General features: G+C 65.2%; 19 protein-coding genes. 8 read left to right on the plus strand and 11 right to left on the minus strand.

What is annotated here, in order from left to right; genetic code table 11:
* The first annotated feature begins 32 nt into the window (after positions 1 to 32).
* Positions 33 to 566, plus strand: coding sequence for a DOMON-like domain-containing protein (locus ACWIKC_RS06690; RefSeq protein WP_454599332.1), 534 nt, complete (start codon positions 33 to 35; stop codon positions 564 to 566).
* On the opposite strand, the gene ACWIKC_RS06695 is transcribed toward ACWIKC_RS06690, so the two are convergent.
* Positions 563 to 1,048: a TspO/MBR family protein gene (locus tag ACWIKC_RS06695; RefSeq protein WP_454599333.1), complete on the minus strand. Its 486-nt coding sequence runs from the start codon at positions 1,046 to 1,048 to the stop codon at positions 563 to 565. The two genes, ACWIKC_RS06690 and ACWIKC_RS06695, sit on opposite strands and share 4 nt — an antisense overlap.
* A gap of 84 nt (positions 1,049 to 1,132) precedes the next feature.
* Here ACWIKC_RS06695 and ACWIKC_RS06700 point away from each other — a divergent pair, with 84 nt between their 5' ends.
* Positions 1,133 to 2,332 carry an exo-beta-N-acetylmuramidase NamZ family protein gene (locus ACWIKC_RS06700; protein WP_454599334.1) on the plus strand — a complete coding sequence of 400 codons (1,200 nt, stop codon included), beginning with the start codon at positions 1,133 to 1,135 and terminating at the stop codon, positions 2,330 to 2,332.
* Positions 2,333 to 2,414: 82 nt separating this feature from the next.
* Positions 2,415 to 3,707: a spinster family MFS transporter gene (locus tag ACWIKC_RS06705; RefSeq protein WP_454599335.1), complete on the plus strand. Its 1,293-nt coding sequence runs from the start codon at positions 2,415 to 2,417 to the stop codon at positions 3,705 to 3,707.
* Between the two features lie 57 nt (positions 3,708 to 3,764).
* Here the strand turns inward: ACWIKC_RS06705 and ACWIKC_RS06710 are convergent, their stop codons facing one another.
* From ACWIKC_RS06710 to ACWIKC_RS06725, 4 genes are all read right to left on the minus strand, one after another.
* Positions 3,765 to 4,172: a hypothetical protein gene (locus tag ACWIKC_RS06710; RefSeq protein WP_454599336.1), complete on the minus strand. Its 408-nt coding sequence runs from the start codon at positions 4,170 to 4,172 to the stop codon at positions 3,765 to 3,767.
* Positions 4,173 to 4,257: 85 nt separating this feature from the next.
* Positions 4,258 to 5,115 carry a DUF817 domain-containing protein gene (locus ACWIKC_RS06715; protein ID WP_454599337.1) on the minus strand — a complete coding sequence of 286 codons (858 nt, stop codon included), beginning with the start codon at positions 5,113 to 5,115 and terminating at the stop codon, positions 4,258 to 4,260.
* Positions 5,116 to 5,166: 51 nt separating this feature from the next.
* A complete protein-coding gene (locus ACWIKC_RS06720; protein WP_454599338.1) occupies positions 5,167 to 5,535 on the minus strand; it encodes a hypothetical protein in 369 nt (122 codons plus the stop codon).
* A 2-nt stretch (positions 5,536 to 5,537) separates the two neighbouring features.
* The gene (locus tag ACWIKC_RS06725; protein ID WP_454599339.1) at positions 5,538 to 6,719 is read right to left on the minus strand and encodes a vWA domain-containing protein; all 1,182 of its coding nucleotides are present in this window, start codon (positions 6,717 to 6,719) and stop codon (positions 5,538 to 5,540) included.
* A 134-nt stretch (positions 6,720 to 6,853) separates the two neighbouring features.
* Here ACWIKC_RS06725 and ACWIKC_RS06730 point away from each other — a divergent pair, with 134 nt between their 5' ends.
* The gene (locus ACWIKC_RS06730) at positions 6,854 to 8,254 is read left to right on the plus strand and encodes a methyl-accepting chemotaxis protein (RefSeq protein ID WP_454599340.1); all 1,401 of its coding nucleotides are present in this window, start codon (positions 6,854 to 6,856) and stop codon (positions 8,252 to 8,254) included.
* An 11-nt stretch (positions 8,255 to 8,265) separates the two neighbouring features.
* Here ACWIKC_RS06730 and ACWIKC_RS06735 read toward each other — a convergent pair whose 3' ends face one another.
* The 4 genes from ACWIKC_RS06735 to ACWIKC_RS06750 form a co-directional block, all read right to left on the minus strand.
* Complete coding sequence (locus ACWIKC_RS06735; RefSeq protein ID WP_454599341.1) at positions 8,266 to 9,117, minus strand: AAA family ATPase; 852 nt, start codon at positions 9,115 to 9,117, stop codon at positions 8,266 to 8,268.
* A 75-nt stretch (positions 9,118 to 9,192) separates the two neighbouring features.
* On the minus strand, positions 9,193 to 10,488 hold the full coding sequence (locus ACWIKC_RS06740; protein WP_454599342.1) for a serine hydrolase: 1,296 nt from the start codon (positions 10,486 to 10,488) through the stop codon (positions 9,193 to 9,195).
* A 60-nt stretch (positions 10,489 to 10,548) separates the two neighbouring features.
* Entirely contained in the window at positions 10,549 to 11,133 is a 585-nt protein-coding gene (locus ACWIKC_RS06745) for a hypothetical protein (RefSeq protein WP_454599343.1), read from the minus strand.
* The gene (locus ACWIKC_RS06750; protein WP_454599344.1) at positions 11,130 to 11,654 is read right to left on the minus strand and encodes an RNA polymerase sigma factor; all 525 of its coding nucleotides are present in this window, start codon (positions 11,652 to 11,654) and stop codon (positions 11,130 to 11,132) included. The genes ACWIKC_RS06745 and ACWIKC_RS06750 overlap by 4 nt, the downstream gene beginning before the upstream one ends.
* Positions 11,655 to 11,798: 144 nt before the next feature.
* On the opposite strand from ACWIKC_RS06750, the gene ACWIKC_RS06755 reads away from it, so the two are divergent.
* Together ACWIKC_RS06755 and ACWIKC_RS06760 are read left to right on the plus strand one after the other, a co-directional pair.
* Positions 11,799 to 13,022, plus strand: a complete 1,224-nt coding sequence (locus tag ACWIKC_RS06755) for a bifunctional alpha/beta hydrolase/OsmC family protein (RefSeq protein ID WP_454599345.1) — start codon at positions 11,799 to 11,801, stop codon at positions 13,020 to 13,022.
* 47 nt (positions 13,023 to 13,069) lie between these two features.
* Positions 13,070 to 13,651: a DUF1353 domain-containing protein gene (locus ACWIKC_RS06760; RefSeq protein ID WP_454599346.1), complete on the plus strand. Its 582-nt coding sequence runs from the start codon at positions 13,070 to 13,072 to the stop codon at positions 13,649 to 13,651.
* Positions 13,652 to 13,653: 2 nt separating this feature from the next.
* Here ACWIKC_RS06760 and parE read toward each other — a convergent pair whose 3' ends face one another.
* Positions 13,654 to 15,645 carry a DNA topoisomerase IV subunit B gene (gene parE / locus ACWIKC_RS06765; RefSeq protein ID WP_454599347.1) on the minus strand — a complete coding sequence of 664 codons (1,992 nt, stop codon included), beginning with the start codon at positions 15,643 to 15,645 and terminating at the stop codon, positions 13,654 to 13,656.
* A gap of 85 nt (positions 15,646 to 15,730) precedes the next feature.
* The gene (locus ACWIKC_RS06770) at positions 15,731 to 16,888 is read right to left on the minus strand and encodes a penicillin-binding protein activator (RefSeq protein WP_454599348.1); all 1,158 of its coding nucleotides are present in this window, start codon (positions 16,886 to 16,888) and stop codon (positions 15,731 to 15,733) included.
* Between the two features lie 38 nt (positions 16,889 to 16,926).
* Between ACWIKC_RS06770 and rsmI the strand changes: the two genes are divergently transcribed.
* A complete protein-coding gene (gene rsmI, locus ACWIKC_RS06775; protein ID WP_454599349.1) occupies positions 16,927 to 17,784 on the plus strand; it encodes a 16S rRNA (cytidine(1402)-2'-O)-methyltransferase in 858 nt (285 codons plus the stop codon).
* Positions 17,781 to 18,131: a YraN family protein gene (locus tag ACWIKC_RS06780; RefSeq protein WP_454599350.1), complete on the plus strand. Its 351-nt coding sequence runs from the start codon at positions 17,781 to 17,783 to the stop codon at positions 18,129 to 18,131. The genes rsmI and ACWIKC_RS06780 overlap by 4 nt, the downstream gene beginning before the upstream one ends.
* Positions 18,132 to 18,139 lie beyond the last annotated feature (8 nt).

An 18,139-nucleotide genomic window follows, 5' to 3' on the forward strand; every position in this document is an offset into this window, starting at 1 on the left:
GATGGTCAGCGCGCTAGCATGGGGGAGCCGGGGTGCAACAGATTGATTTGACGCCGCATCCCGCGAGCCCGCCTGAGGGCGAGTGGCAGGTGCGCTTTTCGTGTCAGGTGAGCGCGCACTGGCTGACGCTGCGCTGGCGGGTTTCGGGCAAGGGCGAACTGGCGGTCCCAAGGCTGGCGGGGCGGGGCCGGGCGGACGGATTGTGGCAGGCGACCTGTTTCGAGCTGTTCGTGCGGCATGGCGCGGGGCCGGGTTATTCCGAGTTCAATCTCTCGCCGTCGGAGCGCTGGGCGGCGTATGATTTCAGCGATTATCGCGAGGGTATGCGGGGGCGCGATCTGCCGCACGCACCGGTCTGCGCCTGGCGCGCGGGCTCGGCCTTCTCGCTTTTCGATGCAGCGATACCCTTGCGCGGACTACCGGAACTGCCCGCCGCTTTCGCGCCAAGCACGGTACTGGAGGAGGACGGGGGGACGAAGAGCTACTGGGCGCTTGCGCACCCCGCCGACAAGCCCGATTTCCACCATCCCGATGGTTTCATTCTGGCTCTCGAAACCGAGCGCTAGACCCGCTTGAACGGGCCGTTGAGCTGGACGATCTTGCGGTTGAGCAGCGTCGCGAAGGTTACCCAAGAAATATACGGCACGTTGAGCCAGGCGGCGAGGTCGGAATAGGGCGCGAGGCCCACCACCAGCGCCAGGACCGACAGCCACAGCAGCACGACCTCGCGCAGCGCCCAGTCGGGCCGTTTCGCCACGAAAAACAGCGGCGACCAGGCGAGATGCGCGAAGAAGTTCACTCCGAACAGCACGCCGATCAGCATCCGGTCGCCGGGTGCCGGGGCGTTGGTCCAGGCAAGGTAGAAGCTCCACCCGGCGAGCCCGAGGATCACCGTCCAGGCGGGGCCGAACAGCCAGTCGGGCGGCTGCCAGCTGGGTTTTTCGAGGTTGCGGTACCAGTCGCCGATCTCGGTCAGCAGACCGCCCGCACCGCCCAGCACGATCGCCCAGGCGGCACCGATGAGGGCAGGGGTCCAGTCGATATCCATGATGCAACATCAAGCCTTAGCCGCGGGGGTTCCCCCGTTGGAAAAACCTTTGCCTTTGTTGCCCCCTTGATACAACCGGTGAGGATGAAATTCGGTATCGACCGGCTGCTCGCCGACCCCGCCCTGCGCCGCCCCCTTGAGGGCAAACGCGTCGCGCTCGTCGCGCATCCTGCCTCGGTGACCGCGGACCTCACGCACTCGCTCGACTCGCTGATCGCGGCGGGGGTCAACGTCACCAGCGCCTTCGGCCCGCAGCATGGCCTGAAGGGCGACAAGCAGGACAATATGGTCGAGACCGGCGACGAGACCGACCCGGTCTACGGAATCCCGGTGTTCAGCCTCTATGGCGAGGTCCGCCGTCCGACCGGACAGATGATGTCCAGCGCCGATGTGTTCCTGTTCGACCTGCAGGACCTGGGCTGCCGGATCTACACTTTCGTCACCACGCTGCTCTACCTGCTCGAGGAAGCGGCCAGGCACGGCAAGGAAGTCTGGGTGCTCGATCGCCCCAATCCGGCGGGCCGACCGGTCGAGGGAACGCTGCTGGTACCGGGGCAGGAAAGCTTCGTCGGCGCGGCCGAGATGCCGATGCGGCACGGGCTGACGATGGGCGAGATGGGGCACTGGTTCATCGAACGCTTCGGTCTCGATGTCGATTACCGCGTGGTGGAGATGGAGGGCTGGCAGCCTGCGGGTTTGGGTCATGGCTGGCCCGAGGACCGCATCTGGATCAATCCTTCGCCCAATGCCGCCAACGTCAATATGGCGCGCGCCTATGCGGGCACGGTCATGCTCGAGGGCACCAATCTGAGCGAAGGGCGCGGCACCACGCGCCCGCTCGAAGTGCTGTTCGGCGCGCCCGATCTCGACGCCGGCGCGGTGCTGGCGACGATGCGCAAGCTCGCCCCCGACTGGATGGCGGGCTGCACCGTGCGCCCCTGCTGGTTCACCCCGACCTTCCACAAGCACGCGGATCAGCTGTGCGCTGCGCTGATGATCCACGCCGAGGGGCCGCAATACGACCACGCCGCCTTCCGGCCCTGGCGGCTGCAGGCGCTCGCCTTCAAGGCGATCCGTACACTCCACCGCGATTACGATCTGTGGCGCGATTTTCCCTACGAGTACGAGCTCGAACGGCTCGCGATAGACGTGATCAACGGTGGGCCTTCCTTGCGCGAATGGGTCGACGATCCGCAGGCCATTCCGGGCGATCTGGACCGGATCGCCAGTGCGGACGAGTCCTTCTGGTGCGAACAGATCGCGCCGATACTCCTCTACTCCTAATCGCCGGTTGACGCGGGACAGCGACTAGGGAAGGTTCGCTCCCGGCGACGGGCAGACCCGCGCATCGGGAGAGGGTCGAACCATGGCGACAGCCGCGCAATCCACAACCACGCAAAGCTCGCTCAGGGCCACCTTGTGGATCCTGCTGATCGTCTACATCTTCAATTTCATCGATCGCCAGATCGTCAACATCCTCGCCGAGCCGATCGCGCTCGAACTGGGGCTGAACGACACGCAAATCGGGCTGATGACCGGGCTCGCCTTCGCGCTGTTCTACACTGCGCTGGGCCTGCCGATCGCGCGCTATTCCGACCGCGCCACCACCAACCGCCCGCGGCTGATCGCGATCGCGCTGGCGACCTGGTCGGCGATGACAGCGCTGTGCGGGCTGGCGCAGAATTTCTACCAGCTGCTGCTCGCGCGGATCGGCGTCGGGGTCGGGGAGGCCGGCTGCACCCCGCCGGCGCATTCGCTGATCAGCGACCTCGTCCCGCCCGAGAAGCGCAGTTCGGCGCTGGCCTTCTATTCGCTCGGCATCCCCATCGGGACCTTGCTGGGGATGATGATCGGCGGGCTGCTCGCCGACTGGGTCGGCTGGCGGATGGCCTTTCTGATCGTCGGCCTGCCCGGCGTGGGGCTGGCACTGGTGGTGCATTTCGCGCTGCGCGAACCGCGCAAGGAGATGGCAGCGGCGCTCGAGGCGCACCGCACCCCGGCGCCCGAGATGTCGCTGTGGGTCTCGGTGCGCACGGTGATGCAGTCGCGCGCCTTCGTGCTGCTGCTGCTTGCCGGATCGACCGCCTCATTCCTCGCCTATGGCAAGACCACCTGGACGACGATCTTCTTCCAGCGGACGCATGAGCTGACTCCCGGCGAGGTCGGCTTCTGGTTCGGCATCGTCAGCGGCGCGGCAGGCATCTTCGGCACCTGGCTGGGCGGCTATCTCGCGGATCGTTTCGGCGCCAAGAACCGCCGCCATGTGCTGACCGCACCGGGGGTGGCGATGGCGGTGGCGGCACCGATCGCCTTCCTCGCCTATCAGGCCGCGACCTGGCAGGTCGCGCTGGTGCTGCTGATCATCCCGACGCTGTGCAATTCGATCTATTACGGTCCGACCTATTCCGCCGCGCAGGGCCTCGTTCCCTTACGCGCACGGGCGATTGCTGCTGCGGTGCTATTGTTCTTCCAGAACCTGATCGGGCTCGGGCTCGGCCCGCTGTTCTTCGGGATGCTCTCGGACCTGCTGCAACCCGCCTATGGCGAGGAAAGCGTGCGCTATGTGCTCTACGGCGCGGCGTTCCTGGGGCTGGTCCCGGCGTACTTCTTCTGGCGCTGCAGCCTGCGCTTGCAGGAGGAACTCGACCAGAAGGGCTAGCAGGTTCGCCCTGTGGCAAGGGGAGCGGGAGGGGGAGGCGGTGCCTTCCCTGCCACATTACTTGGCGGGACGAAGCCCGAATTGCTCCTCGATCTCCGGGATCGGCCGAATGTCCTCGGGATCGCCCATCGCGACGAGCACCGCGCAACCGTCCTCGCGGCGATCGACCGCCCAGATCGCCATCGCTTCGTCGCCGGTCGCGGGTTCGCGATCGAGCTCGGGCTGACCCATCTGCTCGCGCGCCTTGTGAATGCGGTCGCGGCAGATCGACTTGTCGATCTCGGCATCCTCACGGTTCTTCCAAGCCACCGCCGGCTCTTGGTAGGACGGCATGGCAGACAAGGGGTGGTTCGAAGTGGCGGTCGCACCGATTGGGGCGACATCCAGGCCCTGGTCCTGTGCCGGGGCAGGGCCCACTGCGGCGATGACCAGGAACGCGCTGGTCAGGACGATCGGTGTACCCATGGTTACTCTCCTTGAGCGGGCGAATACACCAATTCTGCTTGCATCTCAATTCGCACCTCGGCGGCCATTGCGCCGAACGCGCCCTTTAGTTCGTCGGTTCGGGCCCGCGGATCGGCTGGACCAGGCTGACGAGCACGAAGCTGATCAGCATCAACAGGAACCAGCTGCCGAGCTTGGCCAGCCCGACCATTTCCCAACCGTCTTCCTGCCCCGGATAGGACCAGGCGCGGGCGAAGGTGCTGATGTTCTCGGCGAACCAGATGAACACTGCGACGAGGAAGAACCCCAGCAGCAGCGGCATCCAGCGGTGCTCGCGCCAGTTGCGGAAGTGAACCCGCGTTCGCCAGAACAGCAGCGCGGTCGCGGCGAACAGCAGGTAGCGGATGTCCACCGTCCAGTGATGCGCGAAGAAATTGACGTAGATCGCGGCGGCGAGCAACCAGACCGCCCAGCGCGGCGGAAAATGGCTGTAGCGGAAGTCGAAAATCCGCCACACCCGCGCGATATAGCTTCCCACCGCGGCATACATGAAGCCCGAGAACAGCGGCACATCGCCGATCCGCAGCAGGCTCGGCTCGGGGTAGATCCACGAACCGGCGGCGGTCTTGAACAGCTCCATCACCGTGCCGATGACGTGGAAGATCAGGATGACCTTGGCCTCACCCCAGGTCTCGAGCCGAAAGCCCAGCATCCCCGCTTGGATCGCCAGCGCCGCGAGCGTGAGGAAATCGTAGCGCGCGAGCGGCGCATCGGCGGGGTACAGGTAATGGGTGCCCAGCAGCAGCGCCAGCATCAGCGCGCCGAACAGGCACGCCCAACCCTGTTTGAAGCCGAACAGCAGGAATTCGTACACCGCGAGCCGCCAGCCGGTGCCGGGATCGAAACCTTCGAGCCGCTGGCGGATCGCCTCGAAGCGGGTGTGGCGTTGGACGCTATTCGTCATGGAAGCGAGTGGTGAGTCTTCGACGAGAAGCATCGATACCACCTAAATCGCCTAAATGCGTGGCTCGGCCTGTCTCTTCCGTAAAGCCGCGGTTGCGCTTTCGGTCTCGCGGCATTCTGTCGGCAGAAGCTTTCTTGTATGCTTGTCATACAGTCGATCTCCCCATTCGGCGTGCGCTTTGTAGCCGACAGCAAGGGCAAACATGGCATACGCAATTCCGGGGATGGCGACGAAAATCAGCGGAAGGACTAAAGGCAGCGGAGCGTGCGTCGCTAGAGCGAACAGCGCCGGCACCGCGAAAACCCAGCCTTTGGCTGCTTCTCCTTCGAGCCCGCTGTTGAGGCGGAAGTAGCTTGCCCGGTGAGAGCCGAACAAACGCTTTCTGATTTCACAGCGTCTTCCTGCCAGGAAAGCGCGCAACCTCACCCCTGCTTGCGGCTCAATTCGCGCGTTGCCGCTTCCAGACCGTCGAGCGTCAGCGGATACATCCGATCGTTGACCAGCTGCTTCATCACCTTGGTGGACTGCGAATAGCTCCACTGCTTCTCGGGCACGGGGTTGAGCCAGACGGTTGCGGGATAGGTGTTGGTCACCCGCTTCATCCAGGTCGCGCCCGCTTCCTCGTTCATGTGTTCAACGCTGCCGCCGGGATGGGTGATCTCGTAGGGGCTCATCGCCGCATCGCCGACGAAGACGATCTTGTAGTCGTGGCCGTATTTGTGGAGGATGTCCCAGGTCTTGGTCCGCTCGGCCCAGCGGCGGCGGTTGTCCTTCCACACGCCTTCGTAGAGGCAGTTGTGGAAGTAGAAGAACTCGAGGTTCTTGAACTCGCTGGTCGCCGCGCTGAACAGCTCCTCGGTGACCTTGATGAAGGGATCCATCGACCCGCCGACATCGAGAAACAGCAGCAGCTTGACCGCATTGTGCCGCTCGGGCCGCATGTGGATGTCGAGCCAGCCCTGCTTGGCGGTGCCCGAGATCGTGGCGTCGATATCCAATTCGTCCGCCGCGCCTTCGCGTGCGAAGCGGCGCAGCCTACGGAGCGCCATCTTGATGTTGCGGGTGCCCAGTTCCTTGCTGTTGTCGAGATTCTTGAACTCGCGCTTGTCCCACACCTTGAGCGCGCGCTTGTGCTTGCTCTCGCCGCCGATCCGCACGCCCTCGGGATTGTAGCCCGAATTGCCGAAGGGCGAGGTGCCACCGGTGCCGATCCACTTGTTTCCGCCCTCGTGGCGTTCCTGTTGTTCGGCGAGCCGCTGTTTCAGCGTCTCCATGATCTCGTCCCAGCCGCCCAGCTTCTCGATCTCGGCCATCTCCTCGGGCGAAAGGAATTTCTCGGCGACCGATTTGAGCCAGTCCTCGGGGACATCGACCGGGTTCTGGCCGTAATCCGAGATGATTCCCTTGAAGACTCGCTGGAACACCTGATCGAAGCGATCGAGCATGCCCTCGTCCTTCACGAAGGTCGCGCGACTGAGATAATAGAACGCTTCGGGGGTCTGCTCGATCACCTCGCGGTCGAGCGCCTCCAGCAGCGTGAGGTGCTCCTTGAAGCTGGCCTTGATCCCGGCCGCCCGCAGCTCGTCCATGAAGTCGAAAAACATATGGCTTGCATAACGACGCTCCAAGCGGAGCGCCAGCCTCGCGGCGCACATTTCGGAGATGGCGCGCATGCTTAAGATGCCGATAACACATTGCGATTATGACCAGCCCCGAATTACGGGGGATTAGGCTCATCATGGATTGCACTGCTCTGGACGCACGCGGGGCATCCGCGCTTGATTCGATACCCGAGGCTTGTGGCAAGGTCACCGTAGGGTGCTCCGATGTCGCAGGTATCGTCCAGGCGGTGATCGACACCTCGGGCGTGCTGCGCGCCGAACATCTCGAACTGCAGGGCACGGTCCACGAGCTCGAGAAGGACCAGCGCCGCGTCGCCGAAGCCAGCGACGAGGCGCGGCTGCTCTCGGCCAGCGCGATCGAGCGGCTGGGGCAGGGCACCAGCCAGATCCAGTCCTCGCTGTCGCAGATCACCAAGCTGCTCGACATGGTCGAGACGCTTGCGACCCATGTCACCGGCTTTGCCGCGGCGATGGACCAGGTGAAACGCTGCTCAAAGGACATCGCGCAGATCGCCGAGACCACCAATATCCTCGCATTGAACGCCACCATCGAAGCGATGCGTGCGGGCGATGCCGGACGCACCTTCGCGGTCGTCGCCAACGAGGTGAAATCGCTCGCTGGCGAGACCCGCAAGGCGACCGACGAGATCGGCGAAGTGATCGAGACGCTGGGGACCGAAGCCACCACCGTGATCGACCGGATCGAGGAGGGCGCCAAGGCCAGCAGCCACGCCAAGAACTCGGTCGCCAGCATCGAACAGACGCTCACCGGGGTCACCGATCTGGTCCAGGAGGTCGATGCCCAGAACGACCAGATCGCCAAGGCGACCGCTATGATGACCGGCAATGTCATGCGGGTACAGGGCGTGCTCGAGAGCTTCGACAAGGCCGCCAACGGCAACGAGCAGAAGCTCGCTACGGTGCACAGCCGTATGGAAGACCTCGAGATGGTCGCCAGCGACATGTTCGACCGCCTGGTCCAGGCCGGGCTCTCGCCGCAGGACGGCCTGATGGTCGAAAAGGCGCAGAACCAGGCGCGGCTGATAGAGAAGCTGGCAGAGGAGGCGATCGCTGAGGGCGAATTGAAGCTCGAACAGCTGTTCGACCAGGATTATCGCCGGATCGAAGGTTCGAACCCGCCGCGCTTCCGCACCGGGCTGATGGACTGGGCGCACCGCCACTGGCGTCCGGCGCTCGACGCACTACCGGCGGAAGACGAGCGGATCATGGCAGCCGCCTGCACCGACATGAAGGGCTATCTGCCCACCCATATCAGCAAGCATTCGCGGGCCCCGACCGGCGATCTCACCCATGACACCGAGTTCTGCCGCGACGGACGGATGATCCTCGAACCGATCGACCAGAAGGCCAAGCGCAGCTTCGCACCCTACATGATGGCGGTCTATCGCCAGGAAGGCGACGGTAGGACCTATCGCGTAGTGCGCAACGTCTATGTGCCGATGACCATCCAGGGCCGCCGCTGGGGGGATTTCGAAGTCGCCTATTCGATCGACTGATCGGGCAAGAACTAGCCCGGATTGCGCCGTGCCATGAAGGCGAGCCGTTCGAACATCATAACGTCCTGCTCGTTCTTGAGCAGCGCGCCGTGGAGCGGGGGGATCGCCGAATTGGGGTTGCTGTCCTGGAGCACCTCGAGCGGCATGTCCTCGTTGAGCAGCAGCTTGAGCCAGTCGAGCAGCTCGCTGGTGCTGGGCTTCTTCTTGAGCCCGGGGACCTCGCGCAGTTCGTAGAACATGTCCATCGCCTTGGTGACGAGCGTCTTCTGGATATCGGGGAAGTGGACCTCGATGATCTCCCGCATCGTGTCGCGATCGGGGAATTTGATATAGTGGAAGAAGCAGCGGCGCAGGAAGGCGTCGGGCAGTTCCTTCTCGTTGTTCGAGGTAATGATCACGATCGGACGCTCGGCGGCGGTGATCGTCTCATGCGTCTCGTAGACATCGAAACTCATGCGATCGAGTTCCTGCAGCAGATCGTTGGGAAACTCGATATCGGCCTTGTCGATTTCGTCGATCAGCAGCACCGGCAGCTCGGGCGCGGTGAAGGCTTCCCACAGCTTGCCCTTCTTGATGTAGTTGGCAATGTCGTGAACCCGCTCGTCGCCGAGCTGGCCATCGCGCAGCCGGGCGACGGCATCGTATTCGTAGAGGCCCTGCTGCGCCTTGGTGGTCGATTTGACGTTCCACTCGATCAGCGGCGCGCGCAGCGATTTGGCGACTTCTTCCGCCAGCACCGTCTTGCCCGTCCCCGGCTCGCCCTTGACCAGCAGCGGCCGCCGCAGCGTCACTGCGGCGTTGACCGCGACCTTGAGATCGTCGGTGGCGATGTAGTTCTGGGTGCCTTCGAAGCGCTTCGTCATCATATTCCCCGAAATTGTCAGATTGCGATTTGCAACCCGGTTAGGGATGCAGCCGCGTCGGGGCAAGGGTGCGCGTTACCGGGGCAGCGCGAGGATCCGCTGGGCGATCGCCAGCAGGGTCGTGGTGTCGGTCTCGGCAGCGGGATTGTTCCAGCTAAGCGCCAGCATGTACCAGGTCCCCGCCTCGTCGCGCAGCAGCCAGCTTAGGTTGCGCACGCCCGGCTCCGAGCCACCCTTGTAGCCGACATAGCTCCAGTCCGCCCGGGCGCCGTCGTCCAGCGCGGTGTTCACCGCCATGATTTGCCGCGCGGTGTCGTCCTCGGTCTCGGCGAGCCGCCGCATCAGCCTGCGCTCGTCTTCCATGCTGGCGAACCATTCGATGCTGTCGATCATCACCGGGGTTCCGCCCGCAAAGACAGCGAGGATCGGAGCGGGATCGGCGCCGGTTGTGTCCAGCTGCGCGAGGATGGCGCGGCGCCCCGCTTCGTCCGCCTGCGCATAGGCCGCGCCCTGACCGCCGCCCTTGAGCACGAACATCTCGATCGTCTTGAGGAAGGGGGTCGAAAGTTCAGGCGCCGAATGACCGGTCGCGCGCATCTCCGCTTCGATCGCCTCGCGTCCGACGGCGTCGATCAGCAGGTCGGTGGCAGTGTTGTCGCTGATCGAGATCATCAGCGTGGCCGCGGTGTGCAGCGTCAGCGGCGCGCCATCGGGCCAGTTCTGCGTGATGCCGCTGGGAAAGCTCTTGTCGCCCAGCGTGACGACATCGTCCCAGTCCAGCCGTCCTTCCTGCACCGCGCGATCCAGCGCCGAGAGGATATAGAGCTTGAAGGTCGAGCCCAGCGCATAGGGCTGCTGCGGATCGCCGAAGGCGAAAGCGGGCTCACCCTCGAGCGGGCCGAACCAGACCGCGGCGCTGCCGGGCAGGGCGGTGAGATCGGCGGTGACCTTGTCCGCGCTGTCGTCGAGCGGCTCGAAGGACTGGAAGAGCAGTTCGGTAATCTTGCCCGGCGCTTCGGCCTGGATCGCGATCCCGCCGCTCGCCAGCGCGCGTTCCATGCGGATGGTGATTGCGGCGCGGGTGGGGCTGACCGCCTCGATCGATTCGACCGACAGCGCCTGGCCGAACTGGCCCGTCAGTTGACTGCCGATGATCTTGAGCTGCTCGGCCGAAACGCTTTGCAGGAATGTGTCGGCCATCGCCTCCTCGGGGACGAGCGTGCCGTTGATCAGCTCCACCACCTGCGCGGTGCGCTGCTCGAGCATACTGGCCTGGGCCGGCTCATCCATCGCCATCTCCTGCGCCGCGAGCGGAACGACAGGGGCGAGGGCAAGGCCAAGCGAGAAAAGGGCGGGGGCAAGAAATTTCATGCGAATACTCCTTCATTGCGATATCGTAGCGGGGAATTCGGGTGGCTCAAGCTTGCGGGCTCACCCATGGCGGATCAGGCTGTCGAGGTCGGCAATCTGGCGGTCGAGGCGGCTGGCCGCCCACCGGTTGAGTGCGATCACCGCGGCGAAAATGCCCAGCGCTCCCGAAGCGGGCCCGGCGATTCCCGAGAGCGCGACCGACCAGCCCGCCTGCTGCGCGACCTTGAAGGTCACCGTTCCGAAAAAGACCAACACCCCGGGAACCAGCGGCCCGATATACCAGACCGGGACCGAGCGCAGCGCGACGCTCTGATGCGCAAGCTGGCGCCTCAGATGCGCGACGCAGCTGTCTTCGGGGTGCCGTTCGAGGTTGGAGCCGCGGCGATGCAGATTCCACATCAGCACCAGCGCCCCCGCGATCACCAGCAGCGGACCGAGCGCCAGCAGCCATTCCCCAATTGCGAATGCGGCGATGGCACCCGCGCCGAACAGCGCGATCACCAGCACCCCGGCGGCATATTCGATGCCGTTGCGTCGCCGGATCACGCGCTCGAAGCGGGTGGCGCGCGCCGTGCAGGCGTCGGGGGCGGCGAAATGGGCATCGCCGGCCAGCGCGGCCCAGCCGTCAAGTCCGGGTTTGCTCATCGCTCGTCTCCTGTTTCTGGGGGAAGTTCGAAATGGTGCGCGAGCTGCACGCGGATGCGGTGAAGCCGGGTCGTCGCCGCGCCCGGCGAAAGCCCGGTGATATCGGCAATGTCCTGTCCGGCCTCGCCCTCGAGCCACAGCAGGATGAGCTGCGCATCGAGCGCGGGAAGGCGGCGGATCAGTTCGGCGACCCGGTCGAGAGCGTGCGCCTCGGCGGCCTGCGCTTCCGATCCGCTCTGGACGAGGAATTCGTCGATCTCCTCGATCCCCATTTTCGCCGGTTGGCGCAGCGCATGCGCGACATGCTCGGCGGCGACATTGTGCGCGACGCGGAACACCCAGGTCTTGAGGCTGCAGCGCCCGTCGAAACGCTCGAGGCTGCGCCATATTTCGCAATGAATGTCCTGCTCGAGATCGCGCGCCTTCTCGGCGTCGCGCTCGAACGCGCGCGCCAGCCGCGCGACCGCCGGGGCGAATTGCCTGCCCGCCTTAGCATAGAGAGCGTGTCTGTCCGTCTGCATGGTCCTTTAGTCCGGTGCGGCGGGACTTTCTTACACGGACGGCGAGATTTTTGCGTTGCCGCGCGCGCAGGACTTCCTAAGCCGTCGCGGCAAGAGGGCGCCACACAGGTTTGCGCCCGAACCGACCCCGAAACCGGAGACCCCATGCCGACCGAGACCATCACGATCCAGACCGAGGCCGGACACGCGCTCGAAGGCTCGCTCGAACTGCCGACCGGGCTGACACGCGGTATCGCGCTGTTCGCGCATTGCTTCACCTGCACACGCCAGAGCAAGGCGGCGGTGGCGGTGGCACGCGCGCTTTCGAAGGAAGGCATCGCCTGCCTGCGGTTCGATTTCACCGGGCTGGGGGGCAGCGGCGGAGAATTCGGACGCGCGGGCTTCGCCACCGATGTCGCCGATCTGGTGCTGGCGGCGCGCTATCTGGTCGAACGCTTCGAGCAGCCGGTGCTGCTGGTCGGGCACAGCCTAGGCGGTGCGGCGGTGCTGGCTGCGGCGGAGGATATCGGACCCGACAACGTCGCCGCGATCGCTACCATCGGTGCGCCTTCGGACGTTCCTCACGTACTCGAACGGATCGAGGGCGATCTCGCCGCGATCCGCGAGACCGGCGAGGGCGAGGTGTCGATCGGCGGGCGGCCCTTCCGGCTGGGGCGCGAATTCATCGAGCGGATCGAAAACGCCGATCTGCTCGCCGAGGTCGGCAAATTGCGCAAGCCGGTGCTGCTGCTGCATTCGCCGACCGATGCCATCGTCGGGGTCGACAATGCATCCGCGCTGTTCCGCGCAGCCAAGCACCCCAAGAGCTTCGTCAGCCTCGAGGGTGCCGACCACCTGCTGCTCGACGCCCGCGATGCCGAATTCGCCGCGAGTATGATCGCCAGCTGGGCGCATCGCTACCTGCCGCTGCGCGACGACTGGCCGATGCCGGAAGAGGGCGTGGTGGTGAAGACCGGCCACGGCAAGTTCGGGACCGAGGTCCACACCCGCGACCATCGCTTCCTCGCCGACGAGCCACGCAGCTACGGTGGCGACGATACCGGCCCCACGCCCTACGACCTGCTGCTCGCCGCGCTTGGCACCTGCACCGCGATGACTATGAAACTGTACGCCGACAAGAAGGGCTGGCCCTTCGAAGGCGCGTCGATCCAGCTGACGCATGAACGCGACCACGAGGCGGATTGCGCGGAATGCGTGCGGGCAGAGGGTGGGGCCGCCGGAGTCCAGGCGCTGACACGGCGGATCGAACTGCTGGGCGACGAATTGACGGGCGAACAACGCGCGCAGATCATCGCAATCGCGGATAAATGCCCGGTCCACCGGACGCTCGAAGGGCCACTCCATATTCAGACTACTGCCGAGATTTGACAAATTGTTCCCATCGCTGTTTATTGGAGCAGTATTTGGGGGCAAATATGAAAAATAAAATTCTCTTTATAGTCGCAATGTTTGGCGTAGCTGGCTGCGCGACGATCCCGACGCCGAAGATTGATCCTGACAGGGATGACTACTTCGGCATCGTTACCGAACCGCTGGTCTGGAAAATCGGAAACACCAACGAACGGATCGTCGTACCGGCCGGTTTCGTGACCGATTACGCCAGTATACCGCCCGGAGTTCGCATTTTCATCGGAAGGCGGGGACGGCACAGCCGTGCAGCGATCGTCCATGATTACCTCTACTGGTCGCAGAAATGCAGTCGCGAGCAGGCAGACAATCTGATGGCGATCGGTATGCGTGAATCGGATGTTCGAAACTTTACCCGCTGGAGTGTCGATCGGGGGCTCGATGCTGGCGGAGTTTTCGCCTGGCGAGGGAACAGGAAGCGCCAACAGTCAGGCGAAATCAGGATCCTGCCGACCCGGTACATCGCAGAGTTCGGATCGCGATCCTGGATGAGTTACCGACAGCAATTGGAGAGCTCGGGCGTGAACGACGCGCCTGTCAGCGACAACGGATCCTATTGCCGGCTCGGGAGCAGCGACCGAGTGCCCTAAATCTAGGCGTCGATCAATTCCTTGTCGAGTTCACCGGCCCGGTTCTGGATGAAGTTGAAGCGGTGCTCAGGGTTGCGGCCCATCAGATGGTCGACCAGTTCCTTGACCACCGCGCGGTCCTCGAACTCGGTCGGCAGGGTGATGCGAATGAGACTGCGGCTGTCGGGGCTCATGGTCGTCTCGCGCAATTGCTGCGGGTTCATCTCGCCCAGGCCCTTGAACCGCCCGACATCGACCTTCTTGCCCTTGAACACCGTGGCCTCGAGTTCGGCGCGGTGTTCGTCGTCGCGCGCGTAGCGGCTCTCCTTGCCAGCGGTCAGCCGGTAGAGCGGCGGCTGCGCGAGGAACAGGTGCCCGCCGCGCACGATCTCGGTCATCTCCTGAAAGAAGAAGGTCATCAGCAGCGTCGCAATATGCGCGCCGTCGACATCGGCATCGGTCATGATGATGATACGATCGTAGCGCAGCGAGCCCGGGTCGCAGTCCTTGCGCACCCCGCAGCCCATCGCCAGCGTCAGATCGGCGATCTCGGCATTGGCGCGGATTTTGTCGGCGCTGGCGCTGGCGACGTTGAGGATCTTGCCGCGGATCGGCAGGATCGCCTGCGTCTTGCGGTTGCGCGCCTGTTTGGCGCTGCCGCCGGCGCTGTCGCCCTCGACGATGAACAGCTCGGTCTCGGCATCGGTCTCGCCCGAGCAATCGGTGAGCTTGCCGGGCAGCCGCAGCTTCTTGGCATTGGTCGCGGTCTTGCGCTTGATCTCGCGTTCCTGCTTGCGGCGCAGGCGCTCGTCCATCCGCTCCATCACCTCGCCGAGCAGCGCCTTGCCGCGCTCCATATTGTCCGAGAGGAAATGGTCGAAATGGTCGCGCATCGCGTTCTCGACCAGCCGCGCCGCCTCGGGCGAAGTCAGCCGGTCCTTGGTCTGGCTCTGGAACTGCGGTTCGCGGATGAAGACGCTGAGCATCACCTCGGCGCCGGTCATCACGTCGTCGGCGCTGATGTCCTTGGCTTTCTTGGTCCCGGTCAGCTCGCCGAAGGCACGCAAGCCCTTGGCCAGCGCGGCGCGGAGTCCCTGTTCATGGGTGCCGCCATCGGGGGTGGGAACGGTGTTGCAATACCAGCTGGTCGAGCCGTCGGAATAGAGCGGCCAGGCGATCGCCCATTCGGCGCGGCCCTGCGAGATGCCGTCCTCGCCCGCGGCGAAATCGTGGCGACCGGCAAACGGCTGCGCGGTGACGCAGGGGCGCTCGCCGATCTGCTCGGCGAGATGGTCGGAGAGCCCGCCGGGGAATTTGAACACCGCTTCCTCGGGCACCTCGTCGCTGGCGAGACTGGCAGCACATTTCCAACGGATCTCGACCCCGGCGAAGAGATACGCCTTGGAGCGGGTGAGCTTGAACAACCGCTTGGCGCTGAAGGAGCGGTCGCCGAAAATCTGCGTGTCGGGGGTGAAGGCAACGGTGGTGCCGCGGCGGTTGGGGGTGGGGCCGAGCTCTTCGATCGGCCCGAGCGATTCCCCGCGCGCGAATTCCTGCGCATAAAGCTGCCGGTCGCGCGCAACCTCGACGCGGGTGTGGCTCGATAGCGCATTGACCACGCTGATCCCGACGCCGTGCAGTCCGCCGCTGGTGGCATAGGCCTTGCCCGAGAACTTGCCGCCCGAATGCAGGGTCGAGAGGATCACCTCGAGCGTCGACTTGCCGGGATATTTGGGGTGTTCGGCCACCGGAATGCCGCGGCCGTTGTCGGCGACCGTGACACGGTTGTCCTCGTCGAGCCGCAATTCGATCCGCGTGGCGTGCCCCGCGACCGCCTCGTCCATCGCGTTGTCGAGCACTTCGGCGACGAGATGGTGCAGCGCGCGGTCGTCGACCCCGCCGATATACATGCCCGGGCGCCGCCGGACCGGCTCGAGCCCTTCGAGCACCTCGATCGAGGATGCGTCGTAATCGCCGCTGGAGGCGGGGGTGTTTTCGAACAGATCGTCAGACATTCGGCCGCTATATCGCGCGCGATTCCCCGGCGGCAAGCGAAGGCACGGTCTTATCGTCAGTGTTGGCCCTCAAGGATGGGGGCGCTCAGTCCTCGAAGCGGGTCGGCGCGGCATCGACGATCACCACTTCGCCATCGCGGACCTCGCGCACTTCGAAGCTGCGCTCGACAACCCCGTCGCGCTGGAAACGGAAGGCGCCGTCGAGACCGAGGAAGCCGCCGCGGTCGCGCAGGTTCGCGGTGGGGAAGTCGCGGCCAACGCGCCAGTCCTGCGCCACCCGCAGCGCCAGCAGCACCGCGTCGTAGCCGAGGGTCGAAATCCGATAGGGCTGGCCGCCGAAGCGCGCCTCGTAGCTATCGACGAAGCGGCGATAGCGATTGTCCGAAACGGCGGAGAAGATTGCGCCGCGCAAGGCCGGGGCACGGGTGACCGCCACTTCGCCGCTCCACAATTCGGTCCCGAGGATGCGCGTGTCCTGGCCGCCCACGCGCACTCCCGCCTGTTGCGCCAGCCGCGGGGAATCGGCGATCAGCACGGTGTCGTAGCCGCCTCGGCTGCGCAGCCGGTCGGCGGCCGACATGATCGAGGTGTTGCCGCGCGCATAGCGTTCGGCACCGGTCACCCGCCCGCCATAGGATTGGACCGCGCCCTGCAACGCCGCCTCGGCGCGGCGGCCGTATTCGCCGTCGGGCGCGATCACCGCGAAATCGCGCGCACCCTGGCTGCGCGCATATTGCACCGAACGACGGATCGATTGCTCCGGAATGTGCCCCATGACGAAGACATCGGGCGAGGCGATGGTCGCATCGTTGGAGAACGAGATCAGCGGCACATCCGCGGGCCGCGCTTCGGCCAGTACCGCGCCGACATTGTCGCCCATCAGCGGGCCCAGGATCAGCTTGTTGCCATCCGCCACTGCCCGGCGCGCCGCGTCGCGCGCGTCGCCCGACGTATCGTAGGTGGTGATGCGCAGATTGCCGGCGTCGGTATCGAGCAGCGCCATGGTCGCGGCGTTGGCGATCGACTGGCCGACCGCGCCGTTCTGGCCCGACATCGGCACCAGCAGCGCGATACGGTGATGGGTCTGGTCGTCGGGCAGCGCGGTCGCGCTGGGCATCGGGGTCGGGGTCTCGACCGGACGGCTGACCGGTTCGCCGCTCTTGGGAATGATCGAGCAGGCGCCCAGCAATGCCGCAAGGCCGGTGACGGCGATCTGCCGACGGGTGATTGTAAAGCGCTTCATCCTTGCCGCGTCCCTCATTGCTGGTTCATGGGTTCGCCGTGAGCGAAACCGCATCCTCTGTGCCCGAACCTCTTGAACCCGGGCTCTATATCGTTGCGACCCCGATTGGCAATCTCGGGGATATCACCATGCGCGCCGCCGATGTGCTGCGGCGCTGCGATGGCGTCGCCTGCGAGGACACGCGCGTAACCGGCAAGCTGATGAAGCATCTTGGCATCTCCAAGCCAATGTGGCGCTACGACGATCACAGCGAGCACCGCGACCGCGGGCGACTGGTGGACTCGATGCGCAGCCGCGCGGTCGCGCTGGTCAGCGATGCGGGCACCCCGCTCGTCTCCGACCCGGGCTATCGGCTGGTCAATGATTGCCGTGCCGAAGGCATTGCGGTCACCGTGCTGCCCGGCGCCTGCGCCGCGATCGCCGGACTGAGCGTCTCGGGCCTGCCCAACGACCGTTTCCTGTTCGCCGGCTTCCTGCCCAGCAAGGACAAGGCCCGGCGCGACGTTCTGGCCGAATTGGCGGTGATCGACTGCACGCTGATCTTCTACGAAACCGCGCCGCGGCTGACCAAATCGCTCGCGGCGATTGGTGAAATACTCCCCGATCGTGAGATCGCGGTGGCGCGCGAGCTGACCAAAATGCACGAGGAATTGCGCCGCGGGCTCGCCGACGGACTGATCGCCTGGTTCGAGGCGCATCCCCCCCGGGGCGAGATCGTACTGCTGATCGGGCCGCCGCTGGAGCAGCGGCAAGCGAGCGCGGCTGATGCCGATGCGCTACTGCTCGCCGCGCTCGAGACCAGCAAGGCTTCTCAGGCGGTGGCACAGGTCGCGAAGTCCACCGGGCTCGACCGCAAGCTGCTCTATGCCCGCGCGATGGAGCTCAAGCGCGGATGAAGCGCCAGCGCGCCGAGCGGAGCGGGCGCGAGGGAGAAAGACGCGCAGGCCTCTGGCTGCGGGCGAAGGGCTGGCGCATCCTCGCGAGCCGGGTGAAAACACCGCGCGGCGAGATCGACCTGATCGCCAGGCGTGGATCGCTGGTCGCCTTCGTCGAGGTCAAATACCGCCGCAGCAGGGCCGAGCTCGACCACGCGATCGACGAATATCGCCTGAGCCGCGTCGCGGCGGCGGTGGAATGCGTCGCGCATGAGTATGCCGGGGAGGGCGACGACATCCGCATCGACGTGATCCTCCTTGCGCCGGGCAGCCTGCCACGCCACATCACCAACGCCTGGCAGCCGTGAGGCTGCGC

The organism is Qipengyuania sp. SM2507 (genome assembly GCF_053714505.1).